Source organism: Prochlorococcus marinus str. MIT 1013 (assembly GCF_027359395.1).
GTDB lineage: Bacteria > Cyanobacteriota > Cyanobacteriia > PCC-6307 > Cyanobiaceae > Prochlorococcus_B > Prochlorococcus_B marinus_E.
Genome location: NZ_CP114778.1, coordinates 1,487,933 through 1,506,515, shown reverse-complemented (window position 1 = coordinate 1,506,515; position 18,583 = coordinate 1,487,933). Strand labels below are relative to the sequence as shown.

Sequence of the window (18,583 nt, the reverse complement as noted above, 5' to 3'; positions counted from 1 at the left end):
CACACTTCCTTTTTGATTCACAATGTCTAATAAAAAGCTTCTTGTTATAGCTGCTAGTAATGGTGAAAATCTCAAACTAGCCAAAAGATTTCTAGTCGCAGGCAAGGAACTAAATTACTCATGCGAATTACTTGATTTGACAGAGTCAAAAAATGATTTACCTATATTTAATCCACGTCATAATTCAAAAGATAAAGCACCAGAAAATCTTAAGTCGATCAATACTCAAATGGAGAGTCACTCACACTGGGTCATTTGCGCGCCTGAATATAACGGCTCAATTCCTCCAATTCTTACAAATGCAATAGCTTGGCTGTCTGTGCAAGGAACAGATTTTCGTAGTTTATTTAACGAACGTCCAATTGCAATTGCAAGTTTTTCAGGAGGAGGATGTATGGAGTTATTACTTTCGATGCGCATTCAATTAACTCATCTTGGATCTTTAGTCTTAGGTCGTCAATTAGCTACGAATAAATCAAAAATAGCTGAGGATAAATCAATCAACGCAATTATAAGTCAACTACTAAAACTAAATCATTCTAATTGATTCAATATCTAATCTTTACTGCTAGTTAACTCATTATCAGATGTTTGCTCATACCAAGTCTGCAATATTTTTTTTGCCATAGGTAGAGCATGTACTGAACCACCACCAGGAGTGTTCTGAGCAAATGCAACAATGACTATTTCTCCTGAGTCATAAGGTGCAAAGCCAACAAACCATGCATGGTCAGCACCTCCACTACTATCTTCAGCTGTTCCAGTTTTACCAGCAACTGGAGGAAAAATAGAGCTGTCTACATTCATTCCTATAGCAGTACCACTCGTTACTACTTTTCTCAGTCCACGTCGAATTGTATTGAGTGTAGTTTCTTGAAGGTCTACTTTTTGTAAGTATTGTTCTGATCTCCAATCTCTGTTTCCATTAAATAAATGAGGAGTAATCAAATAACCACCATTTGCAAAAACTGCATATGCTCGTGCTAATTGCAATGGAGTAACCAGAACTACGGATTGACCAATAGATGCACTAGCCATATCCTCTACTATCCAAGGAGTTTCTCCAGACTTACTCCACCCACGGCCTGCATCAGCCCATTTCTTATTCCCTACTAACCCTTTATTTTCTTCAATAAAAGTTTCTATACCTGTATAATTATCGAAGCCTAGTTTGATTGCTGCATCATATAAAGCCTGTGATCCAACCCCAACCCCAACTTGATAAAAAAAAGTATTACTAGATACTCTAAATGCATCTTCGTATTTAATCCAACCAAATCCTCTTTTATTATATTCTGGAAAGCAATGACTCCCATATGTAATACAAGGAACTGTATTTAATTTCCGACTCGCAGGAAATTTACCGCTTTCCATACCCGCAATAGCTGTTACAGGCTTCCATGTACTACCTGGATCGTATGCATTCAATGCTCTACTCAGAAGAGGTCGCTTTGATGACAATAATAAGTTGTCATATTGATTTCTTGTAAAAGGCTCAGAAAAAAAATTTAGATCAAAAGTCGGTTGACTAGCAATTGCTCTAATTGCACCTGTACGTGGATCCAGCGCTACTATTGCTCCACCAACTTTGTCAGATAAAACTTTTTCTGCAGTACGTTGTAGCTTTAGATCAAGAGTTAATTTGATATCCTTGCCAGCTTTTGGCAACTTTAACCCTAGACTTCGTTGAACCGTACCTATTGAATCAATCTCAAGCATTTCACCTCCCCACTTACCTCTCAATTCGGATTCAAAAGCAGCTTCTATACCTTTTCTTCCAATTCGATCAGATAATTTATACCCTTTATCTGAAAGCTGAGAAAACTCTTGTTGAGTGATCAACTGTGTATAACCCAAAGCATGCGCAGCTAACGACTTAAAAGGATAATGTCTGACTAAATCAATATCTATTTGTGCACCATACAAGTTTATCTCTTGTTCTTTAAACTTAACTACTTGCTCTTCCGATAAATTAGTGATTAACACTTTTTTATAAGGAGTATCTGAATGACTTTTATTAAATGCAATCTCTAATTGAGTAGTAGAAATATTTAATAAGTCAGATAAGTTTTTTCTCAGATCAATCCATTCACTCTTGGTTAAAAGTCGAGGTTGAATGGATAAAGAATAAAATAATTTATTATCTGCTAGAACTACACCATTACGATCTAATAATCGTCCTCTTATTGGTGGATTGCTAATAAGCTTAATTCTATTTTCCTCTGAAAGTTTTTTATAGTAGGAACCATTAATTATTTGTATCCAAAAAAGACGAGCACCTGTTACTGAAAAAATCAAACAAATAAACAAAAAGAAAACTAAGGGTTGATTGAAAGCACCTACATGCTTTTTGGAACTTAAGTGTAATTTTTCCCTTTTAAGCATGTCTACAATTCAACAATATCTATTCATTTTCTATACTTTCTGAGTCATTACTTAAATACTGTCTCAATTCATCTAGTTGGCTATCAATTCTATGTAAAGTTGAGACTAAAGAATTGTTATCATTACTTTCATAATCAGGATAACTGTTTTCAACAGTAACCTCAACTGAAACAACTGGATGACCTAAGCCAGGAATGATTTGATCAATCTTATCCCTGACTTTCTTTGCAGAGGTTTCACCGTCAACCTGGAATTCTGAGAATGGATCTTTTGATTTCAATATATCCATTATTTTTTGCAATCCACCAGCCTTAGCATTATTTACAATACCCATACCAAAAGGCAAGGCAGACTCCATTGCAAATAAATGCAAATCCCTTAAGTGATCTTTAGCCATAATGGCTTAACAAAAGCTACTTAAGAATACTTGTTTCTGACGAGGAAAAGTAAGGAGTACAACTATTATTTGAAATCCCTATAGACCAACCACCAAAAATTGACATCACAATTATTGTTGCGAATGGGAGAAAAGCTTGATGAGTCGTTTCAAGTGTTAACCATTCTCGCCAACCTCGTACCAAACGCTCTCTAGCAAATCTGTTACGTTCTCTTGAAGCTTGATTAATTTTTTTTCTAAAAGATTTTTCGACCCAACGTTCAAAAGATTTTTTCTTAGTTACTGCCATTTTTCTCTCGACTTCTAACAGTTGTCCTGCAGTAAGAGTAGGGTTAAAAGTGCCTATTAATTCAAGCGTTTTCAAAAACATTTCCACTGCAGCATCTTTTATCAATCGCTCTTCATCTTTTAGAAAAGTCCAATCAACTTCAGGATAAAACCGTGCTCTATTGAGGTTTATCTGCTCTTCACTTAACTGCCCAGGCTCTCTCAACCATCTATCAGTATTGCTATCAAAACGTCGCCAATATAAAAAAGGATTAATATAAATAACCTTTCCTGAGATAGTTATACTATCTTTCTGAAGGCGTCGATTCAACCTTACATCAGTCTGTTGTGCAACTGTCAAAAGTATTCAGCTATTGAACCAAGTTATCTTTTTTTTTTGAACTAGACCACCCCTTCATTGAATTACCCCACTAAACAATGTCCAAGTTGATCTGACTTCTAAAAAATATTGGACTTGTATCAAATATTGAAATCATTTCTAAAGCAAAATTGATTAATATCAAACAGAGCAATTTGATTCTGGAATTAAAAGAATTTTAATCTTCTTCTATTAAAAAAAATGAAAATAGATAATTGTTTTCTCATAAAGTCTTATCTGGTTCTCCATATTTGTAATCTCGTTTCGAATACTCCCTCACTTCTTGCCATAAATTAATTTATTAAAATATTAAAGAATACATCCTAATTCTTACAGGAATAAGTATCTTTTTTTAATAGGTTTGGCAATACATCAATAATTCAGTTATGTTCATTGCGAACAAATTAAAAAAATTACAATGCTCCGCAAGCAAGAAAAAAATGCTATCGCAAGGGGAATTATCCTTGCTATCGGTTGGGGATGGGGTTTAGATAGGTTTTATGAAGGTGATAGAAAAGGAGGAATATTCTCAATAATTGGGTGGGGGATTATTTTCACAAGTTTTCTATTCTTCAAATGTTCAGGCATCGAATATATTGATGGTGTAAAAGATTATTCCAACTACAGTCCAAACCCTTTAATTGTGCTTCCTTTAATTGCTGGTTTATATGGAGTTTATTTAATTATCCGAAAAGGGTTTAGATTAGCAAAACAGTTTGAAAACGCAGAAAACTAATCTGTCTATTGGACTTAAAATCAAATGAACTTCTTCATCTAAGTCATTTTGTTTTTTAATAGTGACAAAAAGTCCACATAGGAGTAAAAATAAACTAACAGGACAACTCCTCACACAATAGTTCTGTTAAAAAGAGCACCCAACTTCTTGTAAGAAGGGTGCTTTTAAATAATTAATTGAGCGAATTTGTACGCATAACAATCAAGAAACTACTCTGCTTCCACTTAAAGTATTGCCACCCAGGAATAATTCTAATTTGTGAGTAGTGAGATTCTCAGCGCTGGAAACAAGGAAATACTTGATAATGGTCTCGATAAAACTGACTTATGCGTAACAGGGGAGGTTTTTTATTCCTGTTGTTGTCCAAAACAGGAATAAAGTAATAAGAACGGTTTTCTAGACAATTTTCAAGAAAAATTTTTTAAAAATCAATTAACATATTGAAAATTAAATTAAATTAAATGACTGAGGAAATTAACAAAGAAAAAAAGAAATGCGGCAACAAAGGTAAAGCGATGTTTGCCTATGGAATTATTCAATTAACTTCCAACGTGGTTTCTGCAGTTGCTCTTGCAGCTATTGCGTTTAGTCTTTGTACAGTGAAAAAAGAAGCAACAGTTTTCAATGATTGTGTTGAAGAAGTTCGAGCCCTTGGTAAAAGTTCCTCAAGTGCTGTCCGCTTCTGCAATGGCGGTAAGTAATAAATACTGAAAAGGTAAAAGGATCCTTTATCCATTTAACTCATTTAATCAAGCAAAGTGATTTGTACAATTGAAATCACTTTGCTTTTTTGCTAACACTTCTAAACGCTAAGCAAATTTAAAAACATAATTAATATGTTCTAACTTTCTTATCACTCAATAGTTCTAATCCATCAAAAACTTGAGTATTATCTTAGATCAATTCACTTTATGGCTTTCATTAATGAAGAGAGTTTTATTTAAGCCGTTCAACAGTCACTCCCTAACCCCTAAAGATTGTTGATTTCATCAACAAGAAATATTGTTTTATTCTTCAATGAGATTCTAAGTCTCAAATTTTCCTGATGTTATGACTCAACGAGTCAACTTTCGTATTTTACTTTTGAAAGAATCCCCCTCTTATGAAAAACAGCAGAAGGATAGATTTAGAGAGTCTTATCGAAACTTGAACAGAACTAATCACCAATGTATGGGAATTAATCGAGCATTAAATAGTAAGAATGTTGCTTGAGTTAAGTAGCATTGGTCAAAGCAACTACTTCTCTAAAATGAAGATCAATTCAATTAAAAATATTTGTCTTAATTTTTTAACGCTATTAATTATTTTTATTCCACTTAAACCAATGGATGCTATATCACCCGAATGGGTAGGAGTACCAAAAAGTAAATATGGAGAACAATTATGGGACAAGAACAATATTCAGAAAAATTCAGATGGCTCCATAAGAGTGTTGAGTAAATTTATCCCCAAAAGCACTAGTAAAATTACAAAAGATATTCTTTATACTATGGATATCAAATGTTCGGAAGGCACCTTCAGAGATGTTGTAGTAGGTGCCAATAAATTTAATGAATTCCAAAATAAAGATTTAAAGTGGAAACATCCAAATGGAGACAAACTTATCTTGGGCGTAATAGATCAGGTTTGTGCTTTTAGTCATTAAATCTAAGAGCAAAAAAATGACTAAAAAATTTGTCATTTTTGATCTATTGAATCATATTTAACAACATATTAATTATCTAAATCTTAAAGATTCTTTTTAATTTAAAATCAATTGGCTTCTCTAGATTTCCAATAAATAAAGATTGAAGAAAATCAAAGTTGTTAGCAATGAATACCATCTTACCTTGCATTAAATCAAAATTTTTAATTTCTTTGCTAATTTTATTTCTAAGTCAACTTGCACAAGTTTCCTGTCTTCAATATCTCTTATATTTAAATTTATTTATTTTTTTCCTAAAACCAATGAACTTTGACTTCATAACTCTCGGGGATCTCTTCATTAATATCACCTCAGCAATATAAAGTCGCGAAAATGTATTCCTAGATGAGAGTTTTCTTAAATATGCGAATCACCAGATATTAATAGCAATGCTTCAATCTTCTAGTGGCAATTAAAGGAATACAGAACAACTCCTTATATACGTCCATAAACGAAAATAGGCCCGCAAAACACCAATGAAACAGGATGTATTTCTTAATGCAAGTAGTCAGGATTAGTTGAGTATCAATTTAATGAGGATGTTATTTTACCGTCCCTCATCTCAAGAGATGCTCTAGTTTCATCTCCAAAATGGATTTCAAGTTCATTACTAAAGACATCCGTACCGTTTGAGGGAACAACAAGAGGTAAATTTCTATAGGTGAGCAAACAATTTTCCATGTTTAGTTCCTTTGATAAAAAATTTCCATTGTGCTGTCCACCCTCAGTTTTAAACTCTCCTGCCTCTGTTTTTGACCAGATAATAAACCAATCAAGTTTTTCCAATTTTTCTAGTTTTGCTTCATTCTCTTCGTGGTATTCATCAGAATCAAAAAATTCCAACACAGATGTCTCGATACCCTCGCCATCAACTTCTATCAGTCCTTCATCCAAGTGAATCTGATATTCCTCTGCCCCATCCTCTTCAAGAAGAACTTCATTATTAAAAGTTTTCTGAGCTAGTGCCAACATTTCTCCTTTTCTGTCATCAAGAATTTTGCTGATGACCATGTCTTCGTCCCAGTGACGATCATCAATAACATATCGGAGCGAACCAAATCTCTCAGAAAGTGCCTTGTTAGCAGCATCTTTAGCAATCTTCGCTGCCTTTGCACTATCTTCATCAAGTTCCTGTTTCAAGCGTTTTATGTCACTCGCAAGTGCATCCATTTTTTTATAGAACTCGCCATAATATTTGCCCGCTCTCGTCTTTTCAGTTGAATAGAAGACCTTAATGTATTGAATATCCCCGTTGTAAGTAACTTCAAATGACATTGAATCTGAACTATATCTTATTGAAATGATCACGCCTTTTTCGCACTCTCGCCATATTTAATTTGCTGGTTTTTAATGCAAAGTTCGACCAAGCAGCGGAAAAGGCGTGAGAATCATAAAAAAAGAATATTTTCGTGAGGTCTTTTCCTTTATTTTTAATACTTTGATTATCTATCAAATGATCTATTAGTTATTGTCCTATCTTTGGAATACAAAAAATAGGTACTTTTTCTATTGATTTTCTTCTATTGGTCGAATTAAAAAGAAAATAACAGAACAACTCCTCACACATTAGTTCTGTGATTCAGGAAGACCCTCAATGCCACTTTTTTGCAGGGGGTCTTTCTTAATGGAATTAAAAAGGTTCCCTTTATAGATAAACGAAACAAGAAACTTCAACTTTCATTATTAACCTCCTCCCAATTGGGAATGAAGAGTTGATCTTTAAATAATATTTCTATGAAAACCCATTCACCTTTCTGAGACAATAAAACATTTTATCAATAATAAGAACCAAGGATTTTTTTGATCCAATCGTTTAGCGAACTGTGAAAAGATAGTTACTTCTTGTTGTATGCGAATTATTTTTTATAATGTCTGCCAAAGATGAATAATGATTGGCTATAGCTAGGACTTATCAAGCTGGTTTAAAAATTTTCTACTTCTCTCATGACTTGCATGAGAGAAGAAAACATCTGGCGTAGTTGTTTCTATAACTCTCCCTGAGTCCATAAACAAAACCTGATCACTTACTTCTTTAGCAAAACCAATTTCATGAGTTACTACAATCATTGTCATTCCTTGCTTGGCAAGTCTTCTCATTGCATCAAGGACTTCGTTGATTCGCTCTGGATCTAGAGCGCTAGTCGGTTCATCAAATAAAAGTAATTCAGGCTTTAAGGCTAGTGCTCTAGCAATTGCTACTCGTTGTTGTTCTCCACCACTAAGTTGACATGGATATTTTGTTGCATGTGAATCTATTCCCATTTGGCTCAAAAGATACATACCATATTCTTCAGCTTCAATTTGACGACGTTTTTGTACATGTACTGGAGCGAGAGTGATATTTTCAAGGATGGAAAGGTGAGGAAATAAATTGAATTGTTGAAAAACCATTCCTACTCTTTTTCTTATTTTTTGGATTTTTCGTTCATTATGATTAGGATCTATTTTAATTCCTAAAACATTGACTTCTCCTTTATCAAAAGTTTCAAGACCATTGAAAGTACGAATCAAAGTACTTTTGCCTGATCCTGAAGGTCCCATAACTACAAGGACTTTACCTTGATTTACTGTAAGAGAAACATTATCAAGAGCTAGCAACCCTTTTGTATAAGACTTGGTTAGATTTTTAGCAATAACAATCGGTTCCATAAACTATCAAAAATTTCCCGAATTAATTGTTATTCTTTGTTCAAGATGTCTTGCTAGAATAGCCATAATTGTACAAACCAACCAATACACACATGCGAGCCAAACATAAACTTCAATATATTGACCAATAAATTCCGGATTAGCGAGAATACTTCTTCCAACGCCTAGTAATTCCACTAATCCTAAGATGGCCATTAAAGATGTATTCTGAAAAAGTCCGATAGATTGATTAGTAAGTGCTGGTAATGCAATGCGTAAGGCTTGAGGAATTAGTATAAGTTGAATTATTTGGTATTGATTAAGGCCAAGACTATTGGCTGCATCTATTTGAGTTTTAGGGATTGATTGCAAGCCACCACGAATGTCTTCCGCTATGTAGGCAGAGACAAATAGGGTGAAAGCAAAAATAGCTCTCCAAACACGATCAATTTCTATTCCTACTGGAAGAAATAAAGGGATTAGTAGTTGACCAAAGAACAGGACTGAAATAAGAGGAATTGCTCTCATGACATCTATATAGACTGAACTTAGCTTTTTAATTAATGGCAATGAACCATTACGACACAATGCTAGAACTATGCCCAATGGCAGAGATAATAATGAACTAAAAGTAGTAAGAAGAATAGTTAATGTTAATCCACCCCAATGCCTACTCATTATAGGTGTTAAGCCAAAACCACCATATAGTAAATAAAGGCCAAGAGGTATAGTGCTTATCCACGCTATTAAGAGATTTTGACGTAGCCATTTCCACTTAGGGCCAAAAAGAGTAACGATACTGATGCCTAGAAGACTAATAATCCAAATAGCAGGTCTCCATTGTTCATCAGATGGAAAACTACCAAATGCGAATAAATGAAGATTTGATCCTACTACTTTCCAATTAGCGTCAAAAATAAGCCATTCAAAAGTATTTAAAAATACTAAACTAATGCTCAATATGAGAACTAAACTCATGAAAGTATTGAAGACATTAGAAAATAAATCTTTCCTTATTTTATGAAAGAAAATGATAATTGAATTTAAACTTATATTAGTCATGAATTAATTATATGTTCTTGAGTTAATGCTTATTTTATTAATTATTTCCATACTATTACATATCAATAGATTTAATAATAAAAAACTAGTTAGTAGTATAATAAAACACTCAATAGCTCTTCCTGTTTGATTGATTATAGTATCATTGATTGCGTAAATATCTGAATATCCTACTGCTATAGCTAAAGTACTATTTTTAGCAAGGTTCAAATATTGACTTGTTAACCCTGGTAAAATTGCTGGCAATGCCTGTGGAATTATTATACTTAGAAGACCTTTATTTTCAGAAAGTCCTAAACTTCTAAAAGCCTCCCATTGTCCTTTTGGTACAGACATGATTCCTCCACGAATGACTTCAGCTATATAAGCACTTGTAAATATACTTAGACCAAATAATAATGCTGAAAATTCTGAGGATAATGTTAACCCTGATAACTCTATTCCTTGATTTGAAATTTTAAGTATATTTTTTATATGGATAAATGTATTATCTTTTAAACCTAAAAATCCAATAAAATACCAAAACATAAGTTGAAGCAAAAGAGGGGTTTGTCGAATTATGGTTATATAACCAGCTGAAATTAGACCTAGTAAAGCATTTTTACCTGTTCTCGCGAAACCTATTAATGTCCCCAAGATAGTAGCTAGTATTAATGATGAGACTATTACTTTGAGACTATTGAGCCAACCAATAAATAATGCCCAAGCATAGTTATCTGAAGATGAATAGGGTAAAGGATGCTCAGCCAAAGCAAAACTGGCTGGCTTGAAAAGCCAACTAAAATCAAAACCAATATCAGTTCTAATAAGATTAATTATTAGATTATTAATCAATAGTCCAACCAGACTAAAAACGAAAAAACAAATTCCAAATTGTACCAATATTTTTTTGCTTCTCTTCATCCTAAATTTATTAATTTTTTAGTTAAATGGTGGAGAAATATGTACTCCTCCTTTGTTATATAGCTCATTTAACCCCCTTGGGATAGGTACATCGCTCTTTTGTCCAAGATGTCTATTGTAAATCTCTCCATAATTTCCTGTTGTTCTAATTACCTTCACTACAAAATCATTGCTAAGTCCAAGTTTTTCTCCTAGTCCGCCGTCAATACCTAGAAATCTTCTTAATGGTTTTAATTGAGGATTACTATTTGCAAGTTGAACTTTTTCATCAATATTTGATTTTGTTATTCCTTGTTCTTCTGCTGAAATCAAAGCAAAAACGACCCATCTCATGACATCGGCCAGCTTCTGGTCTTGGCCATCAGAGGCTGGAGCCAGTGGCTCCTTACTGAGTACATCTTCGAGAATAATATGGAGTTTTGGATTTTTAAAACCTGATCTAGCTGCTGCTAACTGTGAACGATCAGAAGTCATAGCTGAACAACGACCCTGCAAGTATCCTGCAACTACTTGATTTAGATCTTGATATTTTATTGGAGTATAAGGGAGCGAAGCACTCTCAAATGCATCATTAATATTTTGCTCAGTAGTTGTACCTGAGCCTACGCAGATAGATTTATTTGCAAGTCCTTCAAGACTATTTATTCCACTATCTTTCTTGACCATTAATCCCTGACCATCATGAAAAACGACTGGGGCAAATGTCAGTCCATTTCCTCCTGATGAATCTCTACTTAGAGTAAAAGTGGTATTTCGTGATAATAAATCAATATCACCAGTTTTAATAGCTGTAAATCTTTCTGCAGCAGTAAGAGGTCTATATTGGACTTTTTTTGAATCTCCTATTATTGCAGCAGCAAATGCTTTGCATATGTCTATATCTAATCCTTGATAACTACCATCACTCTCAAGAAAACTAAATCCAGGAATTTTGCCACTAACTCCACATATCAATTCGTTTCGTTTTTTTATTAGATTAAGTCTCGAACTGTTTTCATGACTAGGACTCGCACAGCCAGTTAATAGCATTGTCATTCCAAGTATTCCTGAAACCAATCGACGCATAATTTTTAAATAACTAAGACTGATCTTCGCTATTTTTTTATGTTTTTTTGCACAACTAAAGAAAATCTTTTACTTTTTCTTCATTGAAAGTTGTGATATTAAAAATAAAATTTTCAATAATGAATAAAGAAAAGGTTTGATTATGCTAAAAATTTATTTACAATTTACATGATTTTTTTAACTTTTTTATACAATTCTTTCAGCCAAAGTAAAATTAAACTAATTTTTGTCAATAAAATCAATTTTCAAGAGTTTGATTGACTCCGATTACAACATTTAAGCTTTAAACCCTTTTAGAACAGTTTATTTGAAAGACATAAAAGTATTATTCTAGATGAGTATGTCTTCCAGGATTGTATGACCCAATTGGGGAAGCAATTCCTAGTTCAATAGCCGAAACAGCATAAGAAATTTATTTTGCATAAATTTGAAGTATGATTAATAAATATTTTTTAGTATACTTTGAAGATAATCTTTTTAATTTTTATTCTTTGTGCTCTAACTTTTCCTAGTGTGCGTATAACCATCGCAGCTTTATTAGAAGTTACTTCTGAGTATCTAGATGATTCAGCCAATAAGGAAAAAACATTTATTCCTTATTGGCTAAAAAAAATTAATGATAACTAAATTATTTCGTCCTTTGACTTCTATACCTTTAATTAACTTTTTCCATCTTTAGATCAATATTATATCTAGAAAAAATCTGTCAGCTCATTTTTACGATTAACAATAGTGGGTTTTGATACCTAAGATGAAGGGGAATTCAATGTTATGTATAAAGATTTCTTTTTGGAAAGAATTTTTCTTTTTTAGAATCTGTAGTTTTTTATTTTTTCGTTTTTTAATTCTTACAAACTGATAGATTTATTAGTCATATTAATAATATTCATATGTCATTGTCGTATTTTATGCGCGACTCCGTCAGTTAGTGGATTGTTGAATGTATTTAGACTGAGCCCCCTCGGCATTGTCTGGATTAGCTGAAAGTAAGTAATTGTCTTCCAAGCAGATAGGGAGTTGAGATAGATTTTCACAAAACAATTTTTAATAACTATCGATATATTGATCAATTGTTAAGAACTCGTTTAGAAGTTAGATCAATAACCTCCTATTTTAAGTGTTTAGTCGCTTAATCCTTTTTGTATTGAAGGCGTGCTTGTAAGGTAAATTCGAAATTCCAATTATCAAAAAACAAAAGGTATTTTTTTAGAAATAAACGCAAACAAGGTTTCTCACCTAAAAATTGTAGGGCGCTGATATAGATGTTATATATTATATATACATAGTAGTTATCCGGGAATGAAACCTTTTTACATTTTGATTTCAGCTTTGTTTCCTTTTCAATTATTTAGCGTAGTTAATGCACACACAATACATCCTGAATTTTTAGCTGAGAAACATGCCGCAGCAATCAACTCAAATGCTTTAGGTTCGAAAGAATTTTTAAAATTAGAAGGCACCTGTGGAAGACATTCTTCTTGTATTATTGGAATTAATGGTGAAAGTATAGTGACTAGTAATGGGATAAGAATAAGCTCAGATAGAATTATCGGGTGGACATTAACTAATGCTTCAAATAGAGGAGGTGTATTGCTAGTTGGAAAAAATGAAGACTATAGGTTTTTAATTAAATATTTTAATGGCTCAGGTAAACGACGGGTTAGTGAAATTGGTTTTTTTAATTTTAAATCTGCTCAAAGTTTTTTAGGTTCTCTAGAACTTTTATCTGGTCTTGCGGCTAATCATGACCAAGCTGGACCAACTACTAAATGTACCTCACGCGGGAAAGATGCAGTCTCGGGAACGGATCATATTTCTACGGCATCTTTAAATGAAAATAGAAACACACCTGCCAGTGCAAGAAATAGACGGATTGGTGGCATAGTAGGAGGTTCAACTGGAGCAGTAATTGGTGATATTATTGGATCTACAACTTCAATTGCTACAGGTGCAGTATTAGGAGGAGTTACAGGCGCTGTTATAGGTGATTCTCTTGGACGTACCTCAGGAAGTTTGAGCTTAAAAAGGAATGTAGTTAGTGATATTCGATCAACTCCGGCAACTTCTCAAGCATTTTTCGATGATTCCTTTACTTATAGATCAGATTGTGTTGACGAGTCTTCTAACGAGATAACAGTCAAAATTAGTAGTCCAATCCCAGTGAATGTGCCTAATTAATCTCTAGCTTAATTAACGAAATTAATATAGACATTGTTTTACAGGTGTCTCAATAATGAAAAAGTATCTCACCATCAGTCAGATCTAATTCGAAAAACTCCTCTTGCACCAAAGTAGTAAGTATCTGCTTTTGAGGGAGTAATCACCAAAAGCAAAGGAAAAAGAAAAAGAATTTAGTATTTCTTCATTACTGAATTTAAATCGAGCTTTATTTGATATTTATTATTGCTAAATTTTATTGAAAGTTATTAACCCATATAATGATCGAGGCGTATAAAAGATTTTGGACTCTTGCTTTTGAATTTAAAGGTAGGACTAGTAGACCAGATTATTGGTGGGCAGTACTGGCGTCATTTCTAGTTGCACTAATTTTAGCCATATTAGGTTCCATATCAGAACCATTCATGGCGTTGTATCTCTTGTATTACTTTGCCACTTTCACCCCCAATATTTCTATGTCAATTAGACGTCTTAGAGATATAGGTAAATCTTGGCAATGGATTTTTATTAATTTTATTCCAATGGCTGGAGGTATTTTGTTTTTAATTATTTTGTGTAGACCATCTGTGCCAATTGTATAAACCAAAATCTCAAAAATTGAAAAGAGAAATTTATTTTATTTTGTGTGCTTTTGCCTTAGAGCTTCACTTCATCTAGTTCTGGAAAAAGCATGTTGATATAAACCATTATTATCACAACCAATGGAGGCATATTTGTCTTATCTTCTTGTGTAATTCGTTTTATTTCTGATAAGAAGCCCTTAGCCTCTTGCTCGCTAATCTTATATTCAGAGTTTTTTTCTACTTGATCAACTAGCGATTGGATGTGATTAGCAGAATCCATTAATTCATGTATTATTCTAAGCTAATAAAACAAATAAATTATTTAACTACAAGTATAGGCCAAGAAAACTTATTATCTCTTTATCTAAGAGGGATGATTCAAATATTTTATCGAAAATTTGTAGAGCTATTAGACTACTTTTTCCCATTATGTCTAAATAAAAGTCCATTATCTTTTTATCTCCTGTCTCTATCAGTCAAATGTCATTGTCATGAAAGTATCGTTAAAAAGTTAGTACTTAGAAATGACCAATTTCGCCTTTTGAAGCAAGCTCTTTCGATTGAACTTATGCAGAAAAAAGACTTACTTATTGGTTGAGTGTGAAGCTAAGGTTACTCATGTAGAGGAAAAATGTTAAGCTTGAAGCAGGTGATTTAGTTGCATTCCTAGCTGATATAGATCGTAGATCGGATATTCATAAATCAGTCCAAAAACATTAACGATTTAGTAATTATTTGCTAGATTTCTTTGCAAAAAATGCTCGTGATTAGTTCATAGGAGGTCTTAGAAAGAGAAAAAATCTGCTGTTTTTATTTCCTTAATCTGGTAAAAATTATTGTTTTTGGAACTATTATTAGTTGATAATATAGGGTCAACATAACTGATCTTTTTTATTTTCATTTGAGATTGATTTGATGATTTTATTTTTGCCATTGATAATAAAGATTTTGCCGATTCATTTTCTGTCTTGATATTAACCTGACTGTTGTGTAATCCTTTATATGAATTTTGAATATTTAGGTTCCTTAAAAGATTTGACCCACCTATAGCTACAACGGCCAAGCTACCAATCCCTAATAATTTTGATAGTGGTAAGAAATTTAATCTTTTAATTTTGGGTTGTTCTAATTTTTCGTGATTTACTATCGTTGACTGAAGAATTAATTGATCGTCTATTTTTTCTCTGACTAATTCAAGATTTGAATTATCGTCTACTTTATGTACAAATTTATTTGTTTGTTTCTCTATAAAGTTATGAAAGAAATAACCTATTAATGCAAAGACAATTAATAGAGAGAGCATCGATATGACATCTGTAGGAATTGAAATTATATTATTATCGGTCAACTCAAGCTCAGTGATTGCGAGAGACATTTAAAAGGTATAACTCTAAATATTAAAACCCCTCTAAAAAATAAGGCTAGACTTCTTTACTTATCTATTTAATTTGAATGAGTATTAATGCTACCTACACAACTTAGACTAAAAATGAAATTATCGTCACGAGTTGAAAAGCAAAGAATAGTAAGACACCAGTATTATAAGGCTTGTATTTTGCTCTCACTTTTATCAAGAATTCGCACATGTGACAGTTAAGAAACTCAAATAGTCATTATTCCTCTCATCGCCATTTTGATTATGTTGTAATTGTGAGGAGTTGAGATCCTCCGCAGTGGAAACAAGGAAACACTTGCGACTGATCTTTTATAAGACCTGCTTTTGAGCAGGTTTTTTTATGCCTTTTTACATATAAATTGTAATACAATACCAAGTTCAAAGAAAATAACCTATCTACAACGTCTTTAAAAAGAAGGTAAAAGAGAACAAATGGAAGTGACATTTGAAATCTATATCACTTTGGTACTTTATTTTCTATATAAAAGTCTAAAGAAGTGAGATTTCGAAAAATATCACTACAATTCAGTAGTGGTAATAACGCCCACTGAATAGTTCTTACACCAAATATTATTTCAATTGCCAGTTACTCACTCAAATAATTATTCTTTAATTCTCCTTGAAAACGTATAGATTGAGTGCATGAGACGCTTTTATCCTTTGATTTTTGCGTTTTAGACATTAATTAGAAATTTCGTAGAACAAATTCCATCATGTTTAAATTGGGATATTTTGTAACCTTTTCCCAAATCTATATATAGAGAAATAATATATAGCTCTTCATTTTAATCTGACTAAATGAATTCCAATAAGGTCAAAAAGAATTAAAAATAGTAGTAAGGTGCAAGGAAGAAAAAACTTGGCAAAAAAAGGTGGATAGATCTAATCCAAAAGAGCGAAGAAAAAAAAAAGTGACTGAAATAAGAACTTTCCCAGTTCCCTTTGCTTTGGGAGAAAATCAAAAAAACATTACAATTACTAAACCTTCAAAAGAACAAGTCATTAATCAAGCATTTAATTTTCATGCACAAGGAAATTTTTCAGAAGCATCAAAATATTATCAAAATTTCATCAATCAAGGGTTTACTGATCATAGAGTCTTTTCTAATTATGGATCAATTTTACAAAGTCTTGGTAAATTACAACAAGCAGAAAAATGCTATAGAAAAGCAATTGAATCTAAGCCTAATTACCCTGAAGCTCATTTAAATCTAGGATCCATATTGACAGCTCTGGGCAATTTACAAGAAGCGGAATTATTCACTCGCAAAGCAATTGAACTAAAACCTGATCTCGCAGAGGCACATTCCAATCTAGGAGACATTTTGAGAGATCTTGGCAATTTACAAGAAGCGGAATTATTCACTCGCAAAACAATTGAACTAAAACCTGATCTCGCAGAGGCGCATTCCAATCTAGGAGGCATTTTGAGAGATCTTGACAATTTACAAGAAGCGGAATTATTCACTCGCAAAGCAATTGAACTAAAACCTAATCTAGCAGAGGCACATTCCAATCTAGGAGGCATTTTGAGAGATCTTGGCAATTTACAAGAAGCGGAATTATTCACTCGCAAAGCAATTGAACTCAAGCCTGATTACCCTGAAGCTTATTTCAATCTAGGGTTAATTCTGAGAGATCTTGGCAATTTACAAGAAGCGGAATTATTCACTCGCAAAACAATTGAACTCAAGCCTGATTACTCTGAAGCTTATTTCAATCTGTCGTGGATTCAACTTTTAAGAGGAGAATATCAGTCTGGTCTTGAGAATTATGAGTTTAGATTTAAAACAAAAAAACCAGCTATTACTCACGCAAATACAAAGCTAAAGCAATTCAAAAATCAAAAATTACAAAAAGGAGAAAAACTCTTAATCGTTAGCGAGCAAGGTTTAGGAGATACGCTTCAATATATGCGGTATATCCCATATCTTCAAAAGCAAGGTTTTGATATATCTTTTTGTGCTCAAACAAAACTCCATTCATTAATCAAGGCATCATTTATTGATTCAGATCCATTAACTCCAGAACAAGCAAATACCCTTTCTGCAGATCAATGGATCCCACTATTATCCTTACCTAGATATCTACAAATAAATCCAAAAAATCCAATCATTTCCGAACCTTATATCTATCCAACAAGTGAACATAAAAAAAAATGGAAACATCTACTCTCTAGGGAGAAAAGACCAATTATTGGTATAAATTGGCAAGGGAATCCAAATGTCGAAAAGAAAGATTTAAAAGGCCGTTCACTACCTTTAGAAACTTTCTCTACACTTGCTAAGAAAAATAATTACAATTTTTTATCACTACAAAAAGGTTTTGGTTCCGAGCAATTAAACAATTGCTCATTTAAAAATCAGTTTGTTGAATGTCAACCACAAGTCGATAAGACTTGGGATTTTCTTGAAAATGCTGCCATTATAGAAAACTGTGATTTAATTATTACTTCTGATACTTCAATTGTTCATCTGGCTGGAGGGATGGGCAAATCGACTTGGTTACTTCTTAAACATATTCCAGAATGGAGATGGGGAATTGAGGGAGAAAGTACATTTTGGTATCCATCAATGCGATTATTCAGACAAAAAGAGATATATAACTGGGAAGAAGTGATGGAAAGAGTATCAAATGAACTCAGAAATGGAATAGCCACGAGGAAGTAGCCGTTTCCACTACTCTAATCAATAGTCTTTACCCTAAACATTCATGGTTATCCAAATCCCTTACTCAACCTATTTCTCGTCAATTCTTTTTTGAAACCCATGTGAAAGGCATAGGAAACATCTATGAAATGATCTTGTAGTTTTAGATATTGATCTAGTGATTACGTAAATCGAATTATATGCTGTTTCGGTCTGGCAATGGTATCCTCTTATTTTACATCTCTAAGTCGAAAAATCATAAGAAATTCGGATCCACAGCCAATCGATATCA

Annotated in this window: 17 protein-coding genes; 7 read left to right on the top strand and 10 right to left on the bottom strand. The window is 32.9% G+C overall.

Going from position 1 to position 18,583, the window contains the following annotated elements; all coding sequences use genetic code 11:
• Positions 1–22: 22 nt before the first annotated feature.
• Entirely contained in the window at positions 23–547 is a 525-nt protein-coding gene (locus tag O5633_RS08645; RefSeq protein WP_269609255.1) for an NADPH-dependent FMN reductase, read from the top strand.
• An 8-nt stretch (positions 548–555) separates the two neighbouring features.
• Here the strand turns inward: O5633_RS08645 and mrdA are convergent, their stop codons facing one another.
• Genes mrdA through O5633_RS08630 form a run of 3 tightly spaced genes read right to left on the bottom strand, consistent with a single transcriptional unit; the run spans position 556 to position 3,410 of the window.
• Positions 556–2,385, bottom strand: coding sequence for a penicillin-binding protein 2 (mrdA, locus tag O5633_RS08640; protein ID WP_269609254.1), 1,830 nt, complete (start codon positions 2,383–2,385; stop codon positions 556–558).
• Positions 2,386–2,404: 19 nt separating this feature from the next.
• A complete protein-coding gene (locus tag O5633_RS08635; RefSeq protein ID WP_269609253.1) occupies positions 2,405–2,782 on the bottom strand; it encodes a hypothetical protein in 378 nt (125 codons plus the stop codon).
• A gap of 16 nt (positions 2,783–2,798) precedes the next feature.
• On the bottom strand, positions 2,799–3,410 hold the full coding sequence (locus tag O5633_RS08630; RefSeq protein WP_269609252.1) for a hypothetical protein: 612 nt from the start codon (positions 3,408–3,410) through the stop codon (positions 2,799–2,801).
• Positions 3,411–3,846: 436 nt separating this feature from the next.
• On the opposite strand from O5633_RS08630, the gene O5633_RS08625 reads away from it, so the two are divergent.
• The 3 genes from O5633_RS08625 (at position 3,847) to O5633_RS08615 (ending at position 5,809) form a co-directional block, all read left to right on the top strand.
• Positions 3,847–4,164 (top strand): hypothetical protein, encoded by a 318-nt coding sequence (locus tag O5633_RS08625; RefSeq protein WP_269609251.1) that lies wholly within the window; start codon positions 3,847–3,849, stop codon positions 4,162–4,164.
• A gap of 461 nt (positions 4,165–4,625) precedes the next feature.
• Entirely contained in the window at positions 4,626–4,865 is a 240-nt protein-coding gene (locus tag O5633_RS08620; protein ID WP_269609250.1) for a hypothetical protein, read from the top strand.
• A gap of 548 nt (positions 4,866–5,413) precedes the next feature.
• Entirely contained in the window at positions 5,414–5,809 is a 396-nt protein-coding gene (locus O5633_RS08615; protein ID WP_269609249.1) for a hypothetical protein, read from the top strand.
• Between the two features lie 564 nt (positions 5,810–6,373).
• Here the strand turns inward: O5633_RS08615 and O5633_RS08610 are convergent.
• The 5 genes from O5633_RS08610 to O5633_RS08590 form a co-directional block, all read right to left on the bottom strand.
• Entirely contained in the window at positions 6,374–7,123 is a 750-nt protein-coding gene (locus O5633_RS08610) for a hypothetical protein (RefSeq protein WP_269609247.1), read from the bottom strand.
• 627 nt (positions 7,124–7,750) lie between these two features.
• Positions 7,751–8,497 carry an amino acid ABC transporter ATP-binding protein gene (locus tag O5633_RS08605; protein ID WP_269609246.1) on the bottom strand — a complete coding sequence of 249 codons (747 nt, stop codon included), beginning with the start codon at positions 8,495–8,497 and terminating at the stop codon, positions 7,751–7,753.
• Between the two features lie 6 nt (positions 8,498–8,503).
• Positions 8,504–9,538 (bottom strand): amino acid ABC transporter permease, encoded by a 1,035-nt coding sequence (locus O5633_RS08600; protein ID WP_269609245.1) that lies wholly within the window; start codon positions 9,536–9,538, stop codon positions 8,504–8,506.
• A 3-nt stretch (positions 9,539–9,541) separates the two neighbouring features.
• Entirely contained in the window at positions 9,542–10,441 is a 900-nt protein-coding gene (locus O5633_RS08595) for an ABC transporter permease subunit (RefSeq protein ID WP_269609244.1), read from the bottom strand.
• An 18-nt stretch (positions 10,442–10,459) separates the two neighbouring features.
• The gene (locus tag O5633_RS08590) at positions 10,460–11,506 is read right to left on the bottom strand and encodes an amino acid ABC transporter substrate-binding protein (protein WP_269609243.1); all 1,047 of its coding nucleotides are present in this window, start codon (positions 11,504–11,506) and stop codon (positions 10,460–10,462) included.
• 1,299 nt (positions 11,507–12,805) lie between these two features.
• Between O5633_RS08590 and O5633_RS08585 the strand changes: the two genes are divergently transcribed.
• Positions 12,806–13,684: a hypothetical protein gene (locus O5633_RS08585; RefSeq protein ID WP_269609241.1), complete on the top strand. Its 879-nt coding sequence runs from the start codon at positions 12,806–12,808 to the stop codon at positions 13,682–13,684.
• 260 nt (positions 13,685–13,944) lie between these two features.
• Positions 13,945–14,265 carry a DUF805 domain-containing protein gene (locus O5633_RS08580; protein WP_269609240.1) on the top strand — a complete coding sequence of 107 codons (321 nt, stop codon included), beginning with the start codon at positions 13,945–13,947 and terminating at the stop codon, positions 14,263–14,265.
• Positions 14,266–14,320: 55 nt separating this feature from the next.
• Here the strand turns inward: O5633_RS08580 and O5633_RS08575 are convergent, their stop codons facing one another.
• Both O5633_RS08575 and O5633_RS08570 read right to left on the bottom strand, forming a co-directional pair.
• Positions 14,321–14,527: a hypothetical protein gene (locus O5633_RS08575; RefSeq protein ID WP_269609238.1), complete on the bottom strand. Its 207-nt coding sequence runs from the start codon at positions 14,525–14,527 to the stop codon at positions 14,321–14,323.
• 504 nt (positions 14,528–15,031) lie between these two features.
• Positions 15,032–15,622 (bottom strand): hypothetical protein, encoded by a 591-nt coding sequence (locus O5633_RS08570; RefSeq protein ID WP_269609237.1) that lies wholly within the window; start codon positions 15,620–15,622, stop codon positions 15,032–15,034.
• Positions 15,623–16,515: 893 nt separating this feature from the next.
• On the opposite strand from O5633_RS08570, the gene O5633_RS08565 reads away from it, so the two are divergent.
• Positions 16,516–18,312 carry a tetratricopeptide repeat protein gene (locus O5633_RS08565; RefSeq protein WP_269609236.1) on the top strand — a complete coding sequence of 599 codons (1,797 nt, stop codon included), beginning with the start codon at positions 16,516–16,518 and terminating at the stop codon, positions 18,310–18,312.
• The last annotated feature ends 271 nt before the right edge of the window (positions 18,313–18,583 follow it).

Bases quoted from the DNA above. Each gene is read 5' to 3' on its own strand.
- O5633_RS08645 (WP_269609255.1), top strand. From the start codon at position 23: ATGTCTAATAAAAAGCTTCTTGTTATAGCTGCTAGTAATGGTGAAAAT.
- O5633_RS08635 (WP_269609253.1), bottom strand. From the start codon at position 2,782: ATGGCTAAAGATCACTTAAGGGATTTGCATTTATTTGCAATGGAGTCT.
- O5633_RS08615 (WP_269609249.1), top strand. From the start codon at position 5,414: ATGAAGATCAATTCAATTAAAAATATTTGTCTTAATTTTTTAACGCTA.
- O5633_RS08620 (WP_269609250.1), top strand. From the start codon at position 4,626: ATGACTGAGGAAATTAACAAAGAAAAAAAGAAATGCGGCAACAAAGGT.
- O5633_RS08600 (WP_269609245.1), bottom strand. From the start codon at position 9,538: ATGACTAATATAAGTTTAAATTCAATTATCATTTTCTTTCATAAAATA.
- O5633_RS08595 (WP_269609244.1), bottom strand. From the start codon at position 10,441: ATGAAGAGAAGCAAAAAAATATTGGTACAATTTGGAATTTGTTTTTTC.
- O5633_RS08580 (WP_269609240.1), top strand. From the start codon at position 13,945: ATGATCGAGGCGTATAAAAGATTTTGGACTCTTGCTTTTGAATTTAAA.
- O5633_RS08590 (WP_269609243.1), bottom strand. From the start codon at position 11,506: ATGCGTCGATTGGTTTCAGGAATACTTGGAATGACAATGCTATTAACT.
- O5633_RS08575 (WP_269609238.1), bottom strand. From the start codon at position 14,527: ATGGATTCTGCTAATCACATCCAATCGCTAGTTGATCAAGTAGAAAAA.
- O5633_RS08570 (WP_269609237.1), bottom strand. From the start codon at position 15,622: ATGTCTCTCGCAATCACTGAGCTTGAGTTGACCGATAATAATATAATT.
- O5633_RS08605 (WP_269609246.1), bottom strand. From the start codon at position 8,497: ATGGAACCGATTGTTATTGCTAAAAATCTAACCAAGTCTTATACAAAA.
- O5633_RS08625 (WP_269609251.1), top strand. From the start codon at position 3,847: ATGCTCCGCAAGCAAGAAAAAAATGCTATCGCAAGGGGAATTATCCTT.
- O5633_RS08585 (WP_269609241.1), top strand. From the start codon at position 12,806: ATGAAACCTTTTTACATTTTGATTTCAGCTTTGTTTCCTTTTCAATTA.
- O5633_RS08610 (WP_269609247.1), bottom strand. From the start codon at position 7,123: ATGTCATTTGAAGTTACTTACAACGGGGATATTCAATACATTAAGGTC.
- mrdA (WP_269609254.1), bottom strand. From the start codon at position 2,385: ATGCTTAAAAGGGAAAAATTACACTTAAGTTCCAAAAAGCATGTAGGT.